The 16,327-nt window shown below is 46.3% G+C and carries 17 protein-coding genes; 3 read left to right on the forward strand and 14 right to left on the reverse strand.

Annotated elements, in window-relative coordinates; all coding sequences use genetic code 11:
* Nucleotides 1-981, reverse strand: a 981-nt coding sequence (locus tag VRK_RS08240; protein ID WP_197413081.1) for a VCBS domain-containing protein, incomplete at its 3' end; no start/stop codon positions are given.
* Between the two features lie 440 nt (nucleotides 982-1,421).
* Here VRK_RS08240 and VRK_RS08245 point away from each other — a divergent pair.
* The 3 genes from VRK_RS08245 to VRK_RS08255 all read left to right on the forward strand — a co-directional run bounded on the left by VRK_RS08245 (nucleotide 1,422) and on the right by VRK_RS08255 (nucleotide 4,159).
* On the forward strand, nucleotides 1,422-2,738 hold the full coding sequence (locus VRK_RS08245) for a TolC family outer membrane protein (RefSeq protein ID WP_059120915.1): 1,317 nt from the start codon (nucleotides 1,422-1,424) through the stop codon (nucleotides 2,736-2,738).
* A gap of 1 nt (nucleotide 2,739) precedes the next feature.
* Entirely contained in the window at nucleotides 2,740-3,372 is a 633-nt protein-coding gene (locus VRK_RS08250) for an OmpA family protein (RefSeq protein WP_059120916.1), read from the forward strand.
* Nucleotides 3,373-3,583: 211 nt separating this feature from the next.
* Nucleotides 3,584-4,159, forward strand: a complete 576-nt coding sequence (locus tag VRK_RS08255) for a nucleoside triphosphate pyrophosphohydrolase family protein (RefSeq protein ID WP_059120917.1) — start codon at nucleotides 3,584-3,586, stop codon at nucleotides 4,157-4,159.
* Nucleotides 4,160-4,403: 244 nt separating this feature from the next.
* Here the strand turns inward: VRK_RS08255 and btuD are convergent, their stop codons facing one another.
* From btuD to VRK_RS08320, 13 genes are all read right to left on the reverse strand, one after another.
* On the reverse strand, nucleotides 4,404-5,159 hold the full coding sequence (btuD, locus tag VRK_RS08260; protein WP_059120918.1) for a vitamin B12 ABC transporter ATP-binding protein BtuD: 756 nt from the start codon (nucleotides 5,157-5,159) through the stop codon (nucleotides 4,404-4,406).
* Nucleotides 5,146-6,141: a vitamin B12 ABC transporter permease BtuC gene (btuC, locus tag VRK_RS08265; RefSeq protein ID WP_059120919.1), complete on the reverse strand. Its 996-nt coding sequence runs from the start codon at nucleotides 6,139-6,141 to the stop codon at nucleotides 5,146-5,148. Before btuC ends, btuD begins: the two co-directional genes overlap by 14 nt.
* A gap of 179 nt (nucleotides 6,142-6,320) precedes the next feature.
* Complete coding sequence (locus tag VRK_RS08270; protein WP_059120920.1) at nucleotides 6,321-7,349, reverse strand: succinylglutamate desuccinylase; 1,029 nt, start codon at nucleotides 7,347-7,349, stop codon at nucleotides 6,321-6,323.
* 209 nt (nucleotides 7,350-7,558) lie between these two features.
* Nucleotides 7,559-8,347, reverse strand: a complete 789-nt coding sequence (locus tag VRK_RS08275) for an adenosylcobinamide-GDP ribazoletransferase (RefSeq protein WP_059120921.1) — start codon at nucleotides 8,345-8,347, stop codon at nucleotides 7,559-7,561.
* On the reverse strand, nucleotides 8,341-9,375 hold the full coding sequence (gene cobT, locus VRK_RS08280; RefSeq protein WP_059120922.1) for a nicotinate-nucleotide--dimethylbenzimidazole phosphoribosyltransferase: 1,035 nt from the start codon (nucleotides 9,373-9,375) through the stop codon (nucleotides 8,341-8,343). Before cobT ends, VRK_RS08275 begins: the two co-directional genes overlap by 7 nt.
* Before the next feature lie 175 nt (nucleotides 9,376-9,550).
* Nucleotides 9,551-10,567 (reverse strand): phage tail protein, encoded by a 1,017-nt coding sequence (locus VRK_RS08285; protein ID WP_059120923.1) that lies wholly within the window; start codon nucleotides 10,565-10,567, stop codon nucleotides 9,551-9,553.
* Nucleotides 10,558-10,767 (reverse strand): tail protein X, encoded by a 210-nt coding sequence (locus VRK_RS08290; protein WP_038181572.1) that lies wholly within the window; start codon nucleotides 10,765-10,767, stop codon nucleotides 10,558-10,560. The genes VRK_RS08285 and VRK_RS08290 overlap by 10 nt, the downstream gene beginning before the upstream one ends.
* Complete coding sequence (locus VRK_RS08295) at nucleotides 10,764-11,144, reverse strand: phage tail protein (RefSeq protein WP_059120924.1); 381 nt, start codon at nucleotides 11,142-11,144, stop codon at nucleotides 10,764-10,766. The genes VRK_RS08290 and VRK_RS08295 overlap by 4 nt, the downstream gene beginning before the upstream one ends.
* Nucleotides 11,141-13,588 (reverse strand): phage tail tape measure protein, encoded by a 2,448-nt coding sequence (locus VRK_RS08300; RefSeq protein WP_059120925.1) that lies wholly within the window; start codon nucleotides 13,586-13,588, stop codon nucleotides 11,141-11,143. Before VRK_RS08300 ends, VRK_RS08295 begins: the two co-directional genes overlap by 4 nt.
* Before the next feature lie 122 nt (nucleotides 13,589-13,710).
* On the reverse strand, nucleotides 13,711-14,271 hold the full coding sequence (locus tag VRK_RS08305; protein WP_059120926.1) for a phage tail assembly protein: 561 nt from the start codon (nucleotides 14,269-14,271) through the stop codon (nucleotides 13,711-13,713).
* Between the two features lie 123 nt (nucleotides 14,272-14,394).
* Nucleotides 14,395-14,901 (reverse strand): phage major tail tube protein, encoded by a 507-nt coding sequence (locus VRK_RS08310; RefSeq protein WP_059120927.1) that lies wholly within the window; start codon nucleotides 14,899-14,901, stop codon nucleotides 14,395-14,397.
* Complete coding sequence (locus VRK_RS08315) at nucleotides 14,901-16,070, reverse strand: phage tail sheath protein (RefSeq protein WP_059120928.1); 1,170 nt, start codon at nucleotides 16,068-16,070, stop codon at nucleotides 14,901-14,903. The genes VRK_RS08310 and VRK_RS08315 overlap by 1 nt, the downstream gene beginning before the upstream one ends.
* Nucleotides 16,063-16,266, reverse strand: a complete 204-nt coding sequence (locus VRK_RS08320; RefSeq protein WP_059120929.1) for a hypothetical protein — start codon at nucleotides 16,264-16,266, stop codon at nucleotides 16,063-16,065. Before VRK_RS08320 ends, VRK_RS08315 begins: the two co-directional genes overlap by 8 nt.
* Nucleotides 16,267-16,327: the final 61 nt, after the last annotated feature.

A 16,327-nucleotide genomic window follows, 5' to 3' on the forward strand; every position in this document is an offset into this window, starting at 1 on the left:
ATAGCTGGACGCGTCAAATCGGTAAGTACCGTCAGGGTTTAAGGTCAGACCGGACACATTGGATTCAGTTGTAAATACCAGCGCCTGACCAGTCGGTAAATCGACATCGGTCGCCGTCACACTGCCGGTAATTGTCGCATCTTCCGTCACCGAACCAGTCGCCGCTTGCGCGATCGGGGCATCATTGGTGCCAACAATGTCAATGACAATATTCTGTGTAGTTCCATCACTGGCTGTCATCGTGATGGTATCTCTGACTCGTTCCCCTTCTCTCAGGTCTTGAACACGACTTTGATCCAGCGTATACGTCCATTGCCCATTGACGAGACTGAGGTTTCCGTAGGTGCTGGTTATTGTCGTATCTGCAAACACAGGATTATCGTTTGGATCCGCATCACTAATACTCAACGAGCCTCTTGCCTGAACCACATCCCCTATATCACCTTCAGTGATATCTCCTGTGAATGTGCCAGATACAATGGGTGCTGAATCAGCAGCATTAGTGGATGTGGACGCTGATGATAACGTATTAAAAACATCAAGCAGCGCTAGACCTTGTGTAGTTGATAGCGATAAGCTGGAGAAACGATAGAGACCTTGCGTGCTAAAGTCAGTTTGTGCGATGAGTTCGTCATTAATCGCTTCAACCGTAGCACTTGTTGACAAGCTTGAGCCAGAATAACTGCCGGCAGCCGGAGCAAACTCTTTACCTAATTGTGTTGGGTCGTTTCCTTGCTCGATTGCTGTAAGCAATTGGTTAACATCATCCGTAATATCAACTTTATCGCCATTCGGTGTAACAACCTTAGCGTTAAGAGCAGTATATTCATCATGATTTAAAAAATTCCCACCTTCTAAAATGACCACCCCAGGCGGGATAATCTCTCCAGGTTTGATCGTAATGACATTTCCATCCTGATCGATAATAATCACTTGGTCTTTTGCTACATCAGGTAGAGAAATCTTTGACTCAAACCTCATAAGTGGCACCTCTAAATCACGTGTAGATCAATGGGATACTACTAAACATAACGCATAACTATCGGTTATCAATCGATACACCTGACAGCCACTATATTGCGCATACTTTTTGATTGTATATCATACAGCAGTTTAACACCACATTCGTGGCACGGATCACGTTATTGAGAGGGGGTTTTTACAATAATAACTCAGCTTTCTCATGACACTACTTTTTTGAAAATTTAAGACAATAGCTTTTAAACATCTTAAAAACTTAAAAAAAGTTATATACTTGTATTTTCATCTATTAATGTCAGTGATTATCATTGATACATTTTTATAAAATTAGACATTACTATTATTATATTCTCATCAATGAGATCGATTTTTGCGTAGGCTGAGCGCTTTCAGACGATATCTTGTATCTCCATTGCAATTAGTCTAATAGGAGGAATTCTTTGAAAACATTCCTACTCAAAGTTGTTGTATTTCTTGCTGTATTCATCAATGGTAATGTTCTCGCACAATCACTTGAGCAAGCGGTCTCTGTTACACTGGCGACAAACCCAGAACTGGAAAGTGCATTCAATCAATATCAAAGCAAGTTACAGAATTCGAGAGCATCTCAGGGAGCTTACCTACCTAAAGTGGATTTAGATGCAGGGATCGGATATGAAGGGATTGATCCTGCAACTGCAAATGCCAAAGAAGATACGGATTTAACAAGAAAAGAAGTCACCATATCTTTGACTCAATTGATTTGGGATGGTTCTTCAACCATAAATGATATGGGTAGAACCTCTGCTGAAGCGGAAGCAAGTCGTTATCAATTATTAGCTGATGCGGCAGATAAAGCGCTGGAAGTGACAAAATTATATCTGGATGCAGAGAAAGCAAGTGATGTATTAAAACTATCCGAAACGAATTTACAAATACATAAGAAAATATACCGGGATATTAAACGCAGAACAGAGTCAGGACTTGGCTCCACAGCGGATGTAACCCAAGTTGAAGCTCGTGTCGCAAAAGCTGAAGCAAATTTACTGGCCGCCCAAAACAACCTCTTTGAAACTCATTCAAAATTCAAAGAAACGGTTGGAGAAGAGCCGGTTGATCTCACTTTTCCCCAAGCTAATCAGGAACAAATTCCTCACAGTTTTCAGGATGCAAAAGCTCAAGCATTTCAATCACACCCCATTCTGAAAGTGACGCAACAAAATATTGCTGCGGCCCGTTACCAATATAAGCAAAATCAATCACCGTATTATCCGAGTATCTCTTTGCAAGCCAACCATAGTGTCCGAAATGATGCCGCGGGCTATCTCGGGAGTAGTACAGAAACAACTGCGATGATACGGATGCATTATAATCTCTATAATGGTGGGGCTGACAGAGCAAATGAGAAAAGTGCGGCCTATGCGCTGAATAAAGCAAAAGATTTACGGGAAAAGTCATACCGAGAAGTGTTAGGCGGACTTGAGTTGTCTTGGCAAGCACTTGATTTTTCAAGTCAAAGACGAACTTTTCTGGCCGATCTCGTTGATTCTGTTTCAAAGACGGTGATTGCATACGAGAAACAATACCAAATCGGTCAAAGAACATTGCTTGATTTGTTGAATAGTGAAAATGAACTCTTTGAGGCCCGTAAAGACTATCTTGAGGCAGAATACACTGAAGTATATGCACAATACCGCGTCATGAATGCCGTGGGAAACTTACTTGATAGTCTGAAAATCACGGTCCCACAGGCATGGGCGGCCCACTCAGGTGATTAAGATGAAATTCAATTATTTGCTATTTTTAGTCTCATTGCCGGTTTGGTCTGCGAATATTGCCGACCAAAGTCAGGATGAATATGATTACATAGATCCCCCGACCGTTGTACAAGCTTTTGATCTTGCAGATTCAGATCATGACGGTGTTATTAATGCGCGGGATTTATGTCCAAAAACACCCCAAAATGCCGAAATAGATAATGATGGCTGTGAAACTTATTACCGAAGTAAAACCCAACGGCAGCTACGGATTTTGTTTGAAAACGATTCCAGCAATATTAATCCCATCTTTAATGCACAGATTAAGCAAATGGCACGTTTTTTAGCAAACTATCCTGAAACTTCAATCGAACTTAGGGGCTATGCCAGTCTCAGTGGAGAAACTCAATACAACCAAGAATTATCCAAACAACGTGCAGACAGTGTGAAAGCTCGGCTGATAGAGGAAGGCGTCTCTGTAGACAGAATCAGAATTGTGGGATTTGGTGAATCCAATCCTGAAGCAACCGGTGAAGATCAGATCAGTGATGCCAAAAATCGACGGGTCTCCGCAACTGTTGTTGGTTATAAAGGCGATATTGAGAAAAAATGGACTATTTTTTCCACACTCCCACCCAATCGGCACACCTACTAGCTTACTTGCATCAAACAGAAAAGAGATAATGTATCACTACAACAGACTCCTGTTATGGGTTAATAACATGCGATTGATAAAGATGAGGTGTACCACTTTTCGGTCTGGGATGTTACTCTTCGCTGATTATATGTCTTGGGCTGAGACCGTCGTAACGGATGGCTTAGCCTGATTTTTTGCATCAAATACAAATAGCTTTGAGACGACACCCATGTATTTATCTAAGTTAACGCCAGCAGTGTTCACGCATTTATATAACGATATTGTTGAATTCCGTCGTACTTTCGATCTCCCCGTGAACCAACCCAGTAGTCTCGACGAAGACGCAGATACGCTCCATACTTCACTGGCAATTGAAGAACTCACTGAGCTCGCTGAAGCACAGGATAAAGTTGAACAGGCTGATGCGATTGTTGATACCGTTTACGTTCTGATGGGGCGTCTGGTGCACCTTGGACATGATACACCAACGCATAATCCGGGCATCAGCTACCTGATTGATCTATTACTGAATGTCGCGGCTCATCGCAACATCGATTTCATTCCTTGCTGGGATGAGGTTCACAGTTCAAATATGAGTAAGGTCTGTCGTAACCAAACCGAATATGATGAGACGGAATCATTTTATGCAAAACAAGGCATCAAATTATCTCCTGTCATCAAAGGTGATTATATCATTGCCAAATGCGCGGAAGATTTTATCAGTGCGGAAAAAACGATTCGTCAGGGAAAAGTCCTTAAATCAGTCTATTATCGTCCAGCGGATCTGACAAAGCTGACTCAATAGAATAAAAAAAAGGCCACTTTGTGGAGCAAGGTGGCCGAGGAGACTATAAAAAGCCTAACAAGAACGAGAATGTATCGATCATACTAATGCGATTTATATGCCAACTTTTTATTTTATGATAACTCATTGATTTGTAATAAAACGACTTAGACCATCCTCAAATATCACTCATTTCACCCGACTCTCTGCTCTAGCATTGTGCTTGATGCACCAAAACTATTCATACACAACTCATACACAACGGCTAATCGAAAAGTAGATATGATTTACCTTGGATTTCGACTGACTGGACTTTCGTTTGAAAAACCTCTGCAATATGTTCAGGTGTCAGAACAGCTTTTGTCTCCCCCCACTGTTGCAGAATCCCCTGATTGAGTAATAGGGTTTTGTCGGCATATCGTAGTGTCCTGTTCAAATCATGGTTCGCCATAATAACCGTCAATCCCATCCTGTTGATGTCATGTAATAATTCATACAGCATATACTCCTGCCCGACATCCAGTGCAGCAGCGGGCTCATCTAAAATCATCAAGCGAGCATGAGGATTCAGTGTCGGCCATACTTGTAAACAACTACCAGCCAACCTGACCCGTTGCCACTCCCCTCCGGAAATCTGGTGAATAGAACGGTGTAACTTATCCTGCAAATTTAATCGCCTGACCAATAGTTCAATAACTTCAGATGATTGCTCGGCAGTAACAGATAAAAATGACGGAATAGAAAGCGCCAGATATTGGCAGACATCGATCGCAAACGCCGGGAGTTCCTGTTGCGATAAATAGGAGCGGAGCTGAGCTAATTCCGGCAGAGTAAGACGTGCCAGATCAGTTCCCCCCAGTTGGATACGACCCTGATGAGAAATCATGCCAGCCAAAGCAGCTAATAAGGTGCTTTTTCCACTACCATTCGGGCCGACAACATGGATCAGTTCACCTTGAGCACAATCAAACCCCAGAGGAAGCAGGCGCGTACCGACACAGAGATCTTTAACGTGAATCATGACTTTTCAATAACATCCATATAAATACTGGCGCACCGACCGTTGTCGTCACGACCCCCAAAGGCAATTCAGCGGCATCAAGTGCCGTCCGAGAAATTAAATCAGCAAAGACCAGTAACAATGCCCCTGCGATGGCTGAAAGCGGTAAGAGATAACGATTCTCAGTCCCGAAAGCCAAACGTAACAAGTGCGGTACAACCAGTCCGACAAAGCCGATAATGCCACCTAAAGCCACCGATGCCCCGACCAGCACCGCTACAGCAACGACCAACTTCCAGCGCACACGATGAACATCAATCCCCAACTGCTTAGCGTGCATCTCCCCCATCATCAATCGATCCAGTACACGTCCTTGTCCAATCAGCCATATCAAGACCGGTAATATCAACAATGAAAGCAAATGGTAAGACCAATCAATACCGCCAATACTCCCCATTAACCAGTACATTAACTGTCTTAAACTCAAATCCGTACTAAAATAAAACGCCCAAGTCACCACTGACCGAGTCAGAATTCCCAACGCAACACCGACCAACAATAGTCGAATCGTCGTCAATTTCATACTTCGGGCTATCCCAACCAAAATGGCCGTAAAAACCATGGCACCGACAATCGCACCGAACATAAAAACCAATGGTGTGGCCGCAAACGGGAAGAAAAACAGAATGATCACCATCGCCACACTGGCACCACCCGAGACACCGATAATTCCCGGCTCAGCCAGAACATTACCCAGTAACACTTGCAATGTTGCTCCGGATACCGCCAAACATGCACCAATAACCATCGCAGCAATCAACCGGGGTAAACGCAGATCTAAAATCAATTGCTGCTCAAAACCAGTCATCTCACGCCACGGTGCAATGAAAACTTCGCCGGCAAAAACGTAAACGGCACTAGAAACCAGTAGCAGCGCACTCATCGTGATCATTGCACGATACCAACGCTTCCTTTTTTCAAAAAGAAGTTGAGTAAAATTCATGAATATAAAATCAGAGAAATCAGATGGGCTCACCTTAACGTTTCACCCGCGAAATAGAAAGAGGTCATGCCCATGATTGCTCCGATCCGGCAGACCTCTGCTTTAAAATATATTCGAGGATGAAGACACCCTCGTACCACAAATAACTATTTATTATAAACCAATTCGTTATAAATCAATTAGTCATAAACCAGTTGATTCTGCTCATACCTTACGGTCACCGGACAGACCATTAATAGCGCAGGCTCGCCGATTGGAACATGTTTGTCGGGAAACAGAATCGCTTCTCCTTCGTTTTTTGCCATCAATGGTTTATCACCATCATGCCCGAACACTTCTCCGTGCATGAAAGCAGTAAAGTTTTCAACATCATCTGCAAAAATAAAATCAAAATCTTCATTGAGACGAACAATGGTCCGACTCACCCGGTAATATTTTATTTTTCTCGGCAGGTGCTCATTCACTTCTCGGGCACACAAATCCCGGAGCGTAATATCAAATGCATTAAAGCCCTCTAATGGACTTTGCCCTAACCGGGATGATTGACCCAGTTCAATCGCCAAAGAACGAGCCGAATAACAATCTGCGGTATACCAACTGAAAGAGCTAGAGGGAGCATTGGCCAAAACCAGTGCGTCAAGGTGGGCTAATTCGGCAAAATGAATCAATTCTTTCGGCCGGACAGGATGACGCACTTTTGGGCTGATTGCGAACGAATGATAGAGGGAAGGGTTTAATGTACTATGTAAGTCAAAATGCCAGCGTTTATCACTGAGTGTGTCTTTCCAGAATGACTTGAGGAGGATTTTCAAATTATCCGCGATCACCAATTCTTGTGAGGACTCCCTCGGTTTATCATCAAATAAACGTTCCAGATTCTCATCAAAAAACTGCGTATGATGTTTAAGTGCTTCTAAATGGGCAATAATGAACAGGCAATGCTCTCGAACTGACTGGAATCCGCTGTCGATATCAGAAACGATCCGATTGACTAATTCAACCGGCCCGGCATCTTTACCGTGAATCGCACACGAAACGACGATATGCTGTGTCCGTTCATCCATTTGTGGTGGAATAACTTCCAGAACTCCCGGGCCATGCAGTTTTAACAACACCCCATCATCCGTTGTATATTCACTCGATAAAAGAGTACCATCACTATATAAACTATCAATCAGAAATGATTGACGAAAAAGTGAATTGCTCATGTGTTACTCCTTCAACCGATAAAACAGCAATGTTAAGGCCAGACTGACCTCAGTGCCCAGTGATTCGACAAAGCGCAATTTTATCATTAAGTTGCAGAAAAGCATTGCGTGATTCTTCACAATGTGACGCCAATGCTTTTTACAGCACATCAGACACTCCCTATCCGTTATGGACGCCAGCCGAACCTTATGATTTCAAGCTTAATAATTTAAAGCAATGTCCCCTGAGGAATCATTGTCGCTGCCAGTATCAGATAGATCGTCAATTCCGTAATCTGCTGAACGCCCCCCAGACAATCACCGGTAAAGCCACCGATACGGCGAAGTAACCACCGCTTTAAAGCAAACCGGAGTAAGCAACAAACACATCCAATCATCAACAGCGTAGATAAATCCAACCCAATACAGGGAATTATACCGAAAAACAGTAAGATTCCTAACTCCCGGGTCGTCTGACGACTGGCTAGCGGCTTACTTTTACTGGTCTGGGCATCCGACACGTAAGGCATATCATAGATAAGAGAAGCAGCAACTGCACGACTTAGTCCGTAGCCCACCAACAGAATCTGCAACATTGAAATATGCATTGCCAGAGAAGAGAGCACACTATATTTCACGATTAACGCCATGATTAGCGCTGAAGCGCCATAAGTCCCAATTCGACTATCTTTCATAATTGCCAGACGTCGTTCCGTTGTCATCCCGCCGCCAATCCCATCAGCCATATCGGTCAAACCATCTTCGTGAAATGCACCCGTCAATAACAAACTACACACCATCATCAGGAGAATACTCAAGTGTTCAGGCAGTACCAGCGCACAGAGACTATAAACACCATAGCAAATCAATCCGAGCAGCACACCAACCAATGAGAAATAGCGACCGGACTGATTCATCCGTTCAGTCGAATAAGGCACGGATGCGGGGACAGGAATCCGAGTAAAAAAGCTCAGTGACAACAGAAACAGTTCAACCTGATACGTGACCCGACTTAACATGTCACCTCGACCCCGGCTTCCGCAAAACTGGCCATGGTATTATAAAATTCAGCCGCAGCACGAACGAGCGGCACAGCAAGCACAGCGCCAGTCCCCTCACCCAAGCGCAAATCAAGATCCAGCAGCGGATTGGCATCTAATATTTTCAACGCGCGCTGATGTCCTGATTCTTGTGATTGATGGGCAAAAATCATTAGTTCCCGACATTCGGGTTGCAGCTGCGTCGCGACCAGAGCCGCAACGGTGACAATAAAGCCATCGACGAGAATGGGTACCTGTTGCTCAGCGGCCGCTAAAAAAGCGCCAACCATCTGGACAATCTCAAACCCGCCGACTTCCGCAAGGACTGCTTTTGGCCCTTGCCCTTTTGCCCGGTGAACACCGGCTGTCACCAAGGCGACTTTCTTCTGATACTGTTGCGGTGAAATGCCAGTTCCCAGACCGACACAAGATTCAACGTCACCAGCCGATAATGCCGCCAAAATTGCCGCAGCACTACTGGTATTGCCGATCCCCATTTCACCGAACATGATCAAGTTCGAGCCATTGTGAATTGTCTCTAAAGCCACTTTCCGCCCTAACTCAATCCCTTGTTCCACCTGCGCCATCGTCATAGCGGGTTCTTTTGCCAAGTTTCCCGTCCGCTCGCCAAGGCGTTGTACAATCAATTGCGGCGAATCAGATTCAACCGGAATTAAAATTCCCGCGTCGATCACTTTCAGTTCAACCTGATTGGCTCGGCAAAAACAGTTCACCCCTGCACCACCGGCAAGAAAATTGAGAACCATCTGCTGTGTCACAGCACTGGGTGCGATGCTCACCCCTTCATCAGCAATGCCGTGATCACCGGCAAACACCAGCACGGTCGGCTGATTAATCTGGATTTGCGCAACCGGCTGAGTCAGTCCCTGACTCTGAATCAATGCGAGTTGATGTGCCACTGCCTCTAATTTACCTAAAGCCCCAAGCGGTTTAGTTTTCTGATCAATTCGGTTTTGAATCACATCACTCAGATTTGTATCCAACATTTCTTATCCTCTTATACAACTCAACAGCAGCAAATTTTCATCATACCTCAATGAGTCCAAGTCTAACCGGAATCTAAGGTTTCGGCTATGTTACTGTTTTAATGAACAGAAGATGTGACAGACGCACAGGAATATGAACACTCGAGCTAACGGATGGGAATAAGAAAATGGTCATTTAGTCTTTTCTTGCTGGTCGCGTCGCAGTCACAGAGCAACGGTAACCACCGGAACTATCCCCGCGAGCCGTCACTTGATCAATCGACCACCGCCCCACCATTTCCGGAGGAAACGATTTATTGAGTTCAAGAATCCCTTCTGCGACCAAATACGGGTCACCGGGCAAATCCATTCTGATACTGTCTTTTTCACGCTTGATTTTCTGCAGTTCTTGATTACATGCCTGATGCGCCGTGGATGAAGCTTCATAAACCTGTTGCAACATCAAAAAAGGGGCTTCTCCGGAAGTGACTTCGTATTCCAGTCCGGTAGAACTCTCAAGCCATTTCGCTTTGACACCCAAAAAATTCCTTCGGCTCGCTAATTCGAGCTGGCAATTGATAAACCGTCTGAAATCTGAGGGATCATTATTACCGGAGACATCAACCGTCACTGACGGGACATTTTGCCCCGTGATAGTTTTAATCTGTCCTTTTTCAGCCAGTACATACAATCCATCGACAGGTTTAGCAATTCCGTCATGACACTTTGCTAGGCGAACTAAGAAAGCGCTATCCGTTTCGTTCATCTGATCGATATGTTTAAACCACACCGTTTCAAATTTAGAAGCCACTCGCGGACTAAAACCATGAGATGTCACCAGTTGACGGAAGATCTCAGCCAGCGATATTTCAGTAAACGTCCGCGTATGGCGCTCTTTAAATCCGGTTTTGTCTTGAACCTGAAACGGAGCCGCGGTCGCCACAATCGTGACTGTCGGAGGGAACAATTTGGGTGAAATACGGGTAATCACATACATCCCCTTATGGACGAGCCGGTCATCATACCCTTCAGAAAATACCAATTCGGCCCCTTCTTTCGGGAGCCCGGTCTGTCCTGCCGTATCAATATGTAATGTAATCTGATCCGACTGAGCCGCAGAAACATCAATCCGTTCCCATGAGGTCAGCCGTGAATTGATAATTTGCTCCCCGGGCCCACTGATTCGGACCCGCGGCATGATTCCTAATCCCATATGTTCATCACCCTCGTCGGCACTGGTTCAGGGAGTATCGGCAACTTGATTTCGACACCTGCCGGTAGCACTGGCCCGTAAAGCGCCAGACCGGGATTGACCATATAAAGCGCCTCTTCCGCTTCATCATCATCCCGCCCCAGTGACAGCCATAATAATTGCGGCACTAAGTCTCCGTCACGACTAACCACTGTTCTCATTCTGCATATTCCTCTAATTCAATGGAGAAACCCACCACAAAGGCAGTCCCGTCATCGATAATCCGATCTTGTTTTTCTTGCAGTTGTTTGATGACCCATCGCCCCATGGTCTGCCCGTATCCGTCTGACAGAACTAAAGGTTTTCGCTGCGCCTGTAACTGTCTCAGCGCCTTCATATTGTTCATGCCTTCGCCACGAAACCAGGTGCCATTGATGCTGATTTTCTCCAAACTCTGTCCCATATTCTGACTGATCGGTTTCTGACCATAACGAGGGACAGAAACCCATCCCCCATCGCTGGTGCGCTGCAAACTTTCATACGGTGTCTGTTCACTCAATGAGAACACAAAGCCACCTAATGACATCATTTGTCTCATGTATTGCTCCTGTCTAAAAGACTGGCATCTGCCCGGGTTGCAACATCATTATTCCCCATCAGGATCGGGCTCAGCTCTGCTTTCATCCGCTCTAATAGCTGCTGACTAACCCCTTGGTCATAGGTCGGATTACCGGACGGCGTGATATGAATAACGGGGGCAAAATTAATTTGTTGTTGGGTGGATTTTTCGAGCTGTTTACTCTGCTCGGCAACCGTTGCAGGGGCTGCTTTATCGGTTTTATCTTCACCAAACCAAGAGACGACCTGATCACTCAACATCCCCCCCAACATGCCGCCAAGAGATAAAAAGGATGCGCCTTTCATCGCGATTCCACCGAGGGATTTCAGCGAAATACCGCGCTGTTTTTTGAGCGGCTCTTGCTTCGAAGAATGCGGTTTCGAAGAATTTCGCAGGGACGGATCCTGTTTGTCGTTGCTCTCATCACTCGCACCAAACAGTGAACCGACCGTATCGCCAAGCCAACGCCCTACTTCACTGCCGCCTAACCCGCCCACGACAGAACCAATGAGGCCACCGACAGCCGTACCAAGAATGGGGACCACTGAGCCAATTGCAGCCCCGGCCATCGCACCGGAAGCCGCACCGCCCATTCCCCCGAGCAGATCACCGGCCTTCCCTGCTATCTTTTTAGGATTGCCCTTGGCGATCGCAGAAACCAGCTCGACCCCGTTGAGAGCCATATCCAGAGGGCGGAATAACTTCCTCCCAAGGCCTTTAAATACAGCACCGGCTTTAGGCATCAAACTTGAAATACCCGACTTTAGTTTCACACCACTAAACATCTTCCCGGCAGTCCGGGCGCTGAATAATGTCTTACCAATGCCATTGCCTTTAGCTACAGCACCGGCTTTGGGCATCAAACTTGAGATGCCCGACTTTAGTTTTGCCCCCTTAAATACATTGCCGAGAACACGGGGAAAGCGAGTGAGCAACTGACCGAATCGCGCAGATTTACGACGGAAGCTGCCGGCAAAACGACGCCGGAACCGTGAACGCTTCCGAGGCTTTTTTTTACGCTTGCGGCGTGATTCACGATCATCACCATATCCGGAATCACTGCCCTGTTGCGACCCAAGCGCATTCAACTCCCGATTCAGTCGGGCTAGCTGACGCGTAGCGCGCCGGGCGGCTTGCCGGGTTCTGTCCAATCCACCGGCAAACAAATTACGTTCGGGATTGAGACGATCTTTACTTCCGCCCTTCATCCCGCGGAAAAAATTAACAACCGTCGATCCGACGTTGAGTAACGGAATCGCAGCTGCGGTCACAGCCAGTAAACCCGTGGCAAGTTTAGGATTCGTTTGGGCGAATGCACTCATACTATCGACCACAGTGAGCAACGGTGGCAGCATTGTCTCCACAACTGGTAATAACCCTTGACCCAGTGTGATGCTTATCTGTTCGAAACGCGCACTGAGTTGCGCCAACTTATAAGCAGAGGTATTGGATACCGTCTTGTAGTCACTACCGATACTATGCGAATAGTTGCTCTTCTCAGCCGTGAGCTTCGATGCGGCAATAAAACCTTTATTATTCTGATCTAAATTATCGACGAGCTTTAAAATCGCGGCTGTGGATTTATCACCAAACAGGTCAGAAACAACCCCTTGGCGTTTTTCTGCCGCAACATTTTTTAAACGCTGGAAAACATCAGTCAATGTTCCCTGAGCATCCGTTTGCATTCGGTGAGCTAAATCAGCGGGATCAATATCCAGCGTCTTCATCGCGGCTTGCTGTTGCACTTTGTCAGTTTTTCCAGCGGTGAGTGTCCCAAGAATACTGTGGATAGCTTCACCGGCCTGTTTTTCACTGGCACCACCAGCCAGCAGGCTGGCGGATAATGCCGCTGTTTGCTGAACAGTCAATCCGGCATTGAGGCCGGCATCTCCCTGTTCAGACACAACCGCAGCGACCGATTTCGCCTTAACCCCCATACTATGACTCAAGGCATTTGTTGCATTCGCCAACCCGACAGCTTGCTGCTGAGAGAGCTGCATCGAAGTGCGCCAACGGGCCAGTGTCTCAGTTGCTTCTCTTGCCGATACATTCCATACAACCGCGACTTTTGAGACGGATTCAGCAAATGACAACAGTTGTTCTTTTCCAATGCCGGATTGGGCTCCATCACTGACAATCTGATTAATATTTGCCTGTTTTACTCCCAGCTGATCAGCCAAATGCTGCATTTTACCCTGATATTGACGGGCTTCTTGGTCACTGGCAAAGTGCACTGATTTTTTAACATCAGCAAATGAACGTTCATAGGTAACTGCTTGTTTGAGCGGTTTCAAGATCGGTGTGACAGCACTCACCACCTCCGCCTTCACATCCCCGGCCGACGGTAATTTATCGACGAGGTTTTCCATTGTTTTCTGACGGGGAATCACCGTCACTTGAGTCGTTATTGTCGAATCAGCCATGACTTATCTCTTCTCTATCCCCAGTTTTGCCGCAGCTAAGTAGTAACGGCGCAAAGCATCATCAATACGCCACTCCATGATCTCCTTTGGGGATACGTGGTAGGCCAGCGGGATCACGTCTGTCAGGACTTCAACATCTCTTGGCGAAAGAAGTCCGCCGGTTGTTGCAAAAAATCGATCAGTCGCTCCTGAAGCTGATTCCAGTCCGGCAGACTCAAACGGGTGAGCTCTTGATGGGTAAACCCACAGCAGCTGGCACTGATAAAGAGAGTTCTTTCCCACTCGTCCTGATGAGTCTCCATCAGTTCTGTGGTTGCAACCGTCGGCGGGCGAAGTTTATAGCCGGTTTTTTCCTGACCATCATCGCCCTGAATCGGGATCAGTAATGTCGGTTCGTTGAGGTCAAACTGACCGTTCAGTAATGTGGATGCATTGGATTGCATCAGTTCCAGAACTTGTTCTCGAATCGAGTTGAAATCCGGAGTGACCAGCTTCTTCAATTCAGAGGATGTCAGTCCGGTGCTCAGACAGATACATTCCCAAAGCAATTGATTATCATCATGTTGATGGTGGCGGGTCAGTTCTCGCTGTTGCCCGACGGTGATCGTGTGAATGTTTACCTGATTCAGTGGTTGACCTTTATCATCTTCAATCGGCCAGACTAGGTTATGAGTGTGCAACATAGGGGTGACTCCTTCCTCATCAACGTTACGTATACAAAGGTGCGCCATAAAAAAGGTGCGCATAAAAAAAGGCCCCGCAAGGGGCCTGATTTGTAGCAATACCGGAAAAATAAATAACCAAACTTATGCCATACCGACATTACGGCGATGGGCTTCCATCAGATCACCGTTACCCAGATTGAGAATTTGGGCATGACGATCAATGTCATAGATGACTTTGCCATCTTCGGTTTTCTTGTATGCTCTGACCGACATTTCCATATCGTGATCCGGCAATTCCCCCATTTTACTGGCCGATTCAGTCACCGAAATAATTTCACCGGTTAAGCTATACGCAATGGCAAAATTGTTTCCGTCTTCATCCTGGTGGGACTCTTTAATATCCACCTGACACAAGCTTCCGGCCGCTAATCCATAAGCAGATAAAAGCGCCTGATCAGCGCCTTTGACCTTCCACTTACTATTCATTTTCTCAAGTCCGACCATGATCTCGCCCGGAATGAAAGAACCACCGCGGGTTTCCTGCATGACCTTTTTGATCTCTGGTGGGGTAAATTCGTCTAGCTCTTTGATTAACGGATGAGAGTTAATCATGGCATAACGCGTAATTCGTGAACGTTGACCTGCCATTAAAGGACCTCCTCAAGAAATGATTCAACAATACCGGTGTCCTCAATCAAGTGGTACACCATATGTTCATTAGGCGCGTAGCCGTAGTATTTGATCGCAATATGCCACTCGCCATTACGGTAGTTTTCAACGTTATTGAGTGTCGGATGAAGGTAGACTTCAGCGCCCATCACGGTTTCATCGGCTTGCAGTGATTTCAGCCAAACATTCAGTTTGGTGATTTCCTGTTCCATAAAGGACTTGCTCAGATTTCTGGCCATTGCGCTCTGAGCTGTCTTCGCCAACTTACGGACAATGGCATATTCCAGACCAACCTGAGAGACGAAACGCCCCATCACACAACGGTTACCAATCAGAGAGAAGCCGCCTAATGAGGTCCGCGCAAAATAGGAAACGCCGTGACGATTTAACAAATCACCATTGGTGGATTTATCCATAATGTTATAGTCAATCGTCCGGGCTGTGCCGCTGATCAATGCGCCCATGCCGCCCTTCGCCGGGCTTTCCCATGCTTTCACACGAGCAAAGCAAGACAGCGCCACCGCTGCACCGGAAAATGACACATTGCCCTTTGCAGCCTGACTGTAAACAGACACCTGCGGATCCACCAGATAGAAAGATTCGTACCCCGTGCCTTCACCACCAAGACTCTGTGAATAGGCGACCGCATCGTTATCATTGGTATTCGGCCCGTCACCGACAGGGATGGCAAATAAGCGTTTCCCCATTGCGGCCAAAGCATCGGCTACCGGTTTGGTGTTAAATCCCGGCGCGCTGATATGGGTTGGCGTTTCCATACAATCAGCCAAGGCTTGAATACCCGTCCGTTGACCGGTGGTTGCGTCAACCTGACCAATCACATTGTTGACTGTATCTGACTGCTCCGCACCTTCCTCAACAATCACCACATAAATCGGAACGGAAACTAAACGGAATGTTTCATAACAAGTCCGCCACAAAGTTCCTTTTTCTGCGCCGGTCGTATCAAGCTTTGCGGCATCAGCCATATTCGCAATACGAATCGGTGTATTTTTGGTCAGTGATGAATCAGCATCTGGTGCAGTCCCGACGACGCCCAAAACGATGCTTCCCAGCGGCCCCATCGGGGGTGGTGCGGGATGATTGATAACACTGATACCGTTATGCACAAATGATGCAATTTCAGGCATTCGCCTTCTCCTTCTGTTGAGTAGGCAGTGAGGTCATCAGTTTGACCTTACCGCCCAGTTTTAAAAATTCAGCTTCACAAGGAAGCAAATCGACGATGTCGCCTTTTTGATACCAGTGCCGCTGATTCGGGCATTGGTATGGTGCAAGCACCTCATAGGATAAGCACTCTGCCAGCTTTGACTTTTGGGTTACCATATAGGTCTCCAGAAACTAAAAACCCAGCACTAGGCTGGGTTTTGGGTATAAAAAAAACGCT

The organism is Vibrio sp. MEBiC08052, assembly GCF_001506075.1.
Classification (GTDB): Bacteria; Pseudomonadota; Gammaproteobacteria; order Enterobacterales; family Vibrionaceae; genus Vibrio.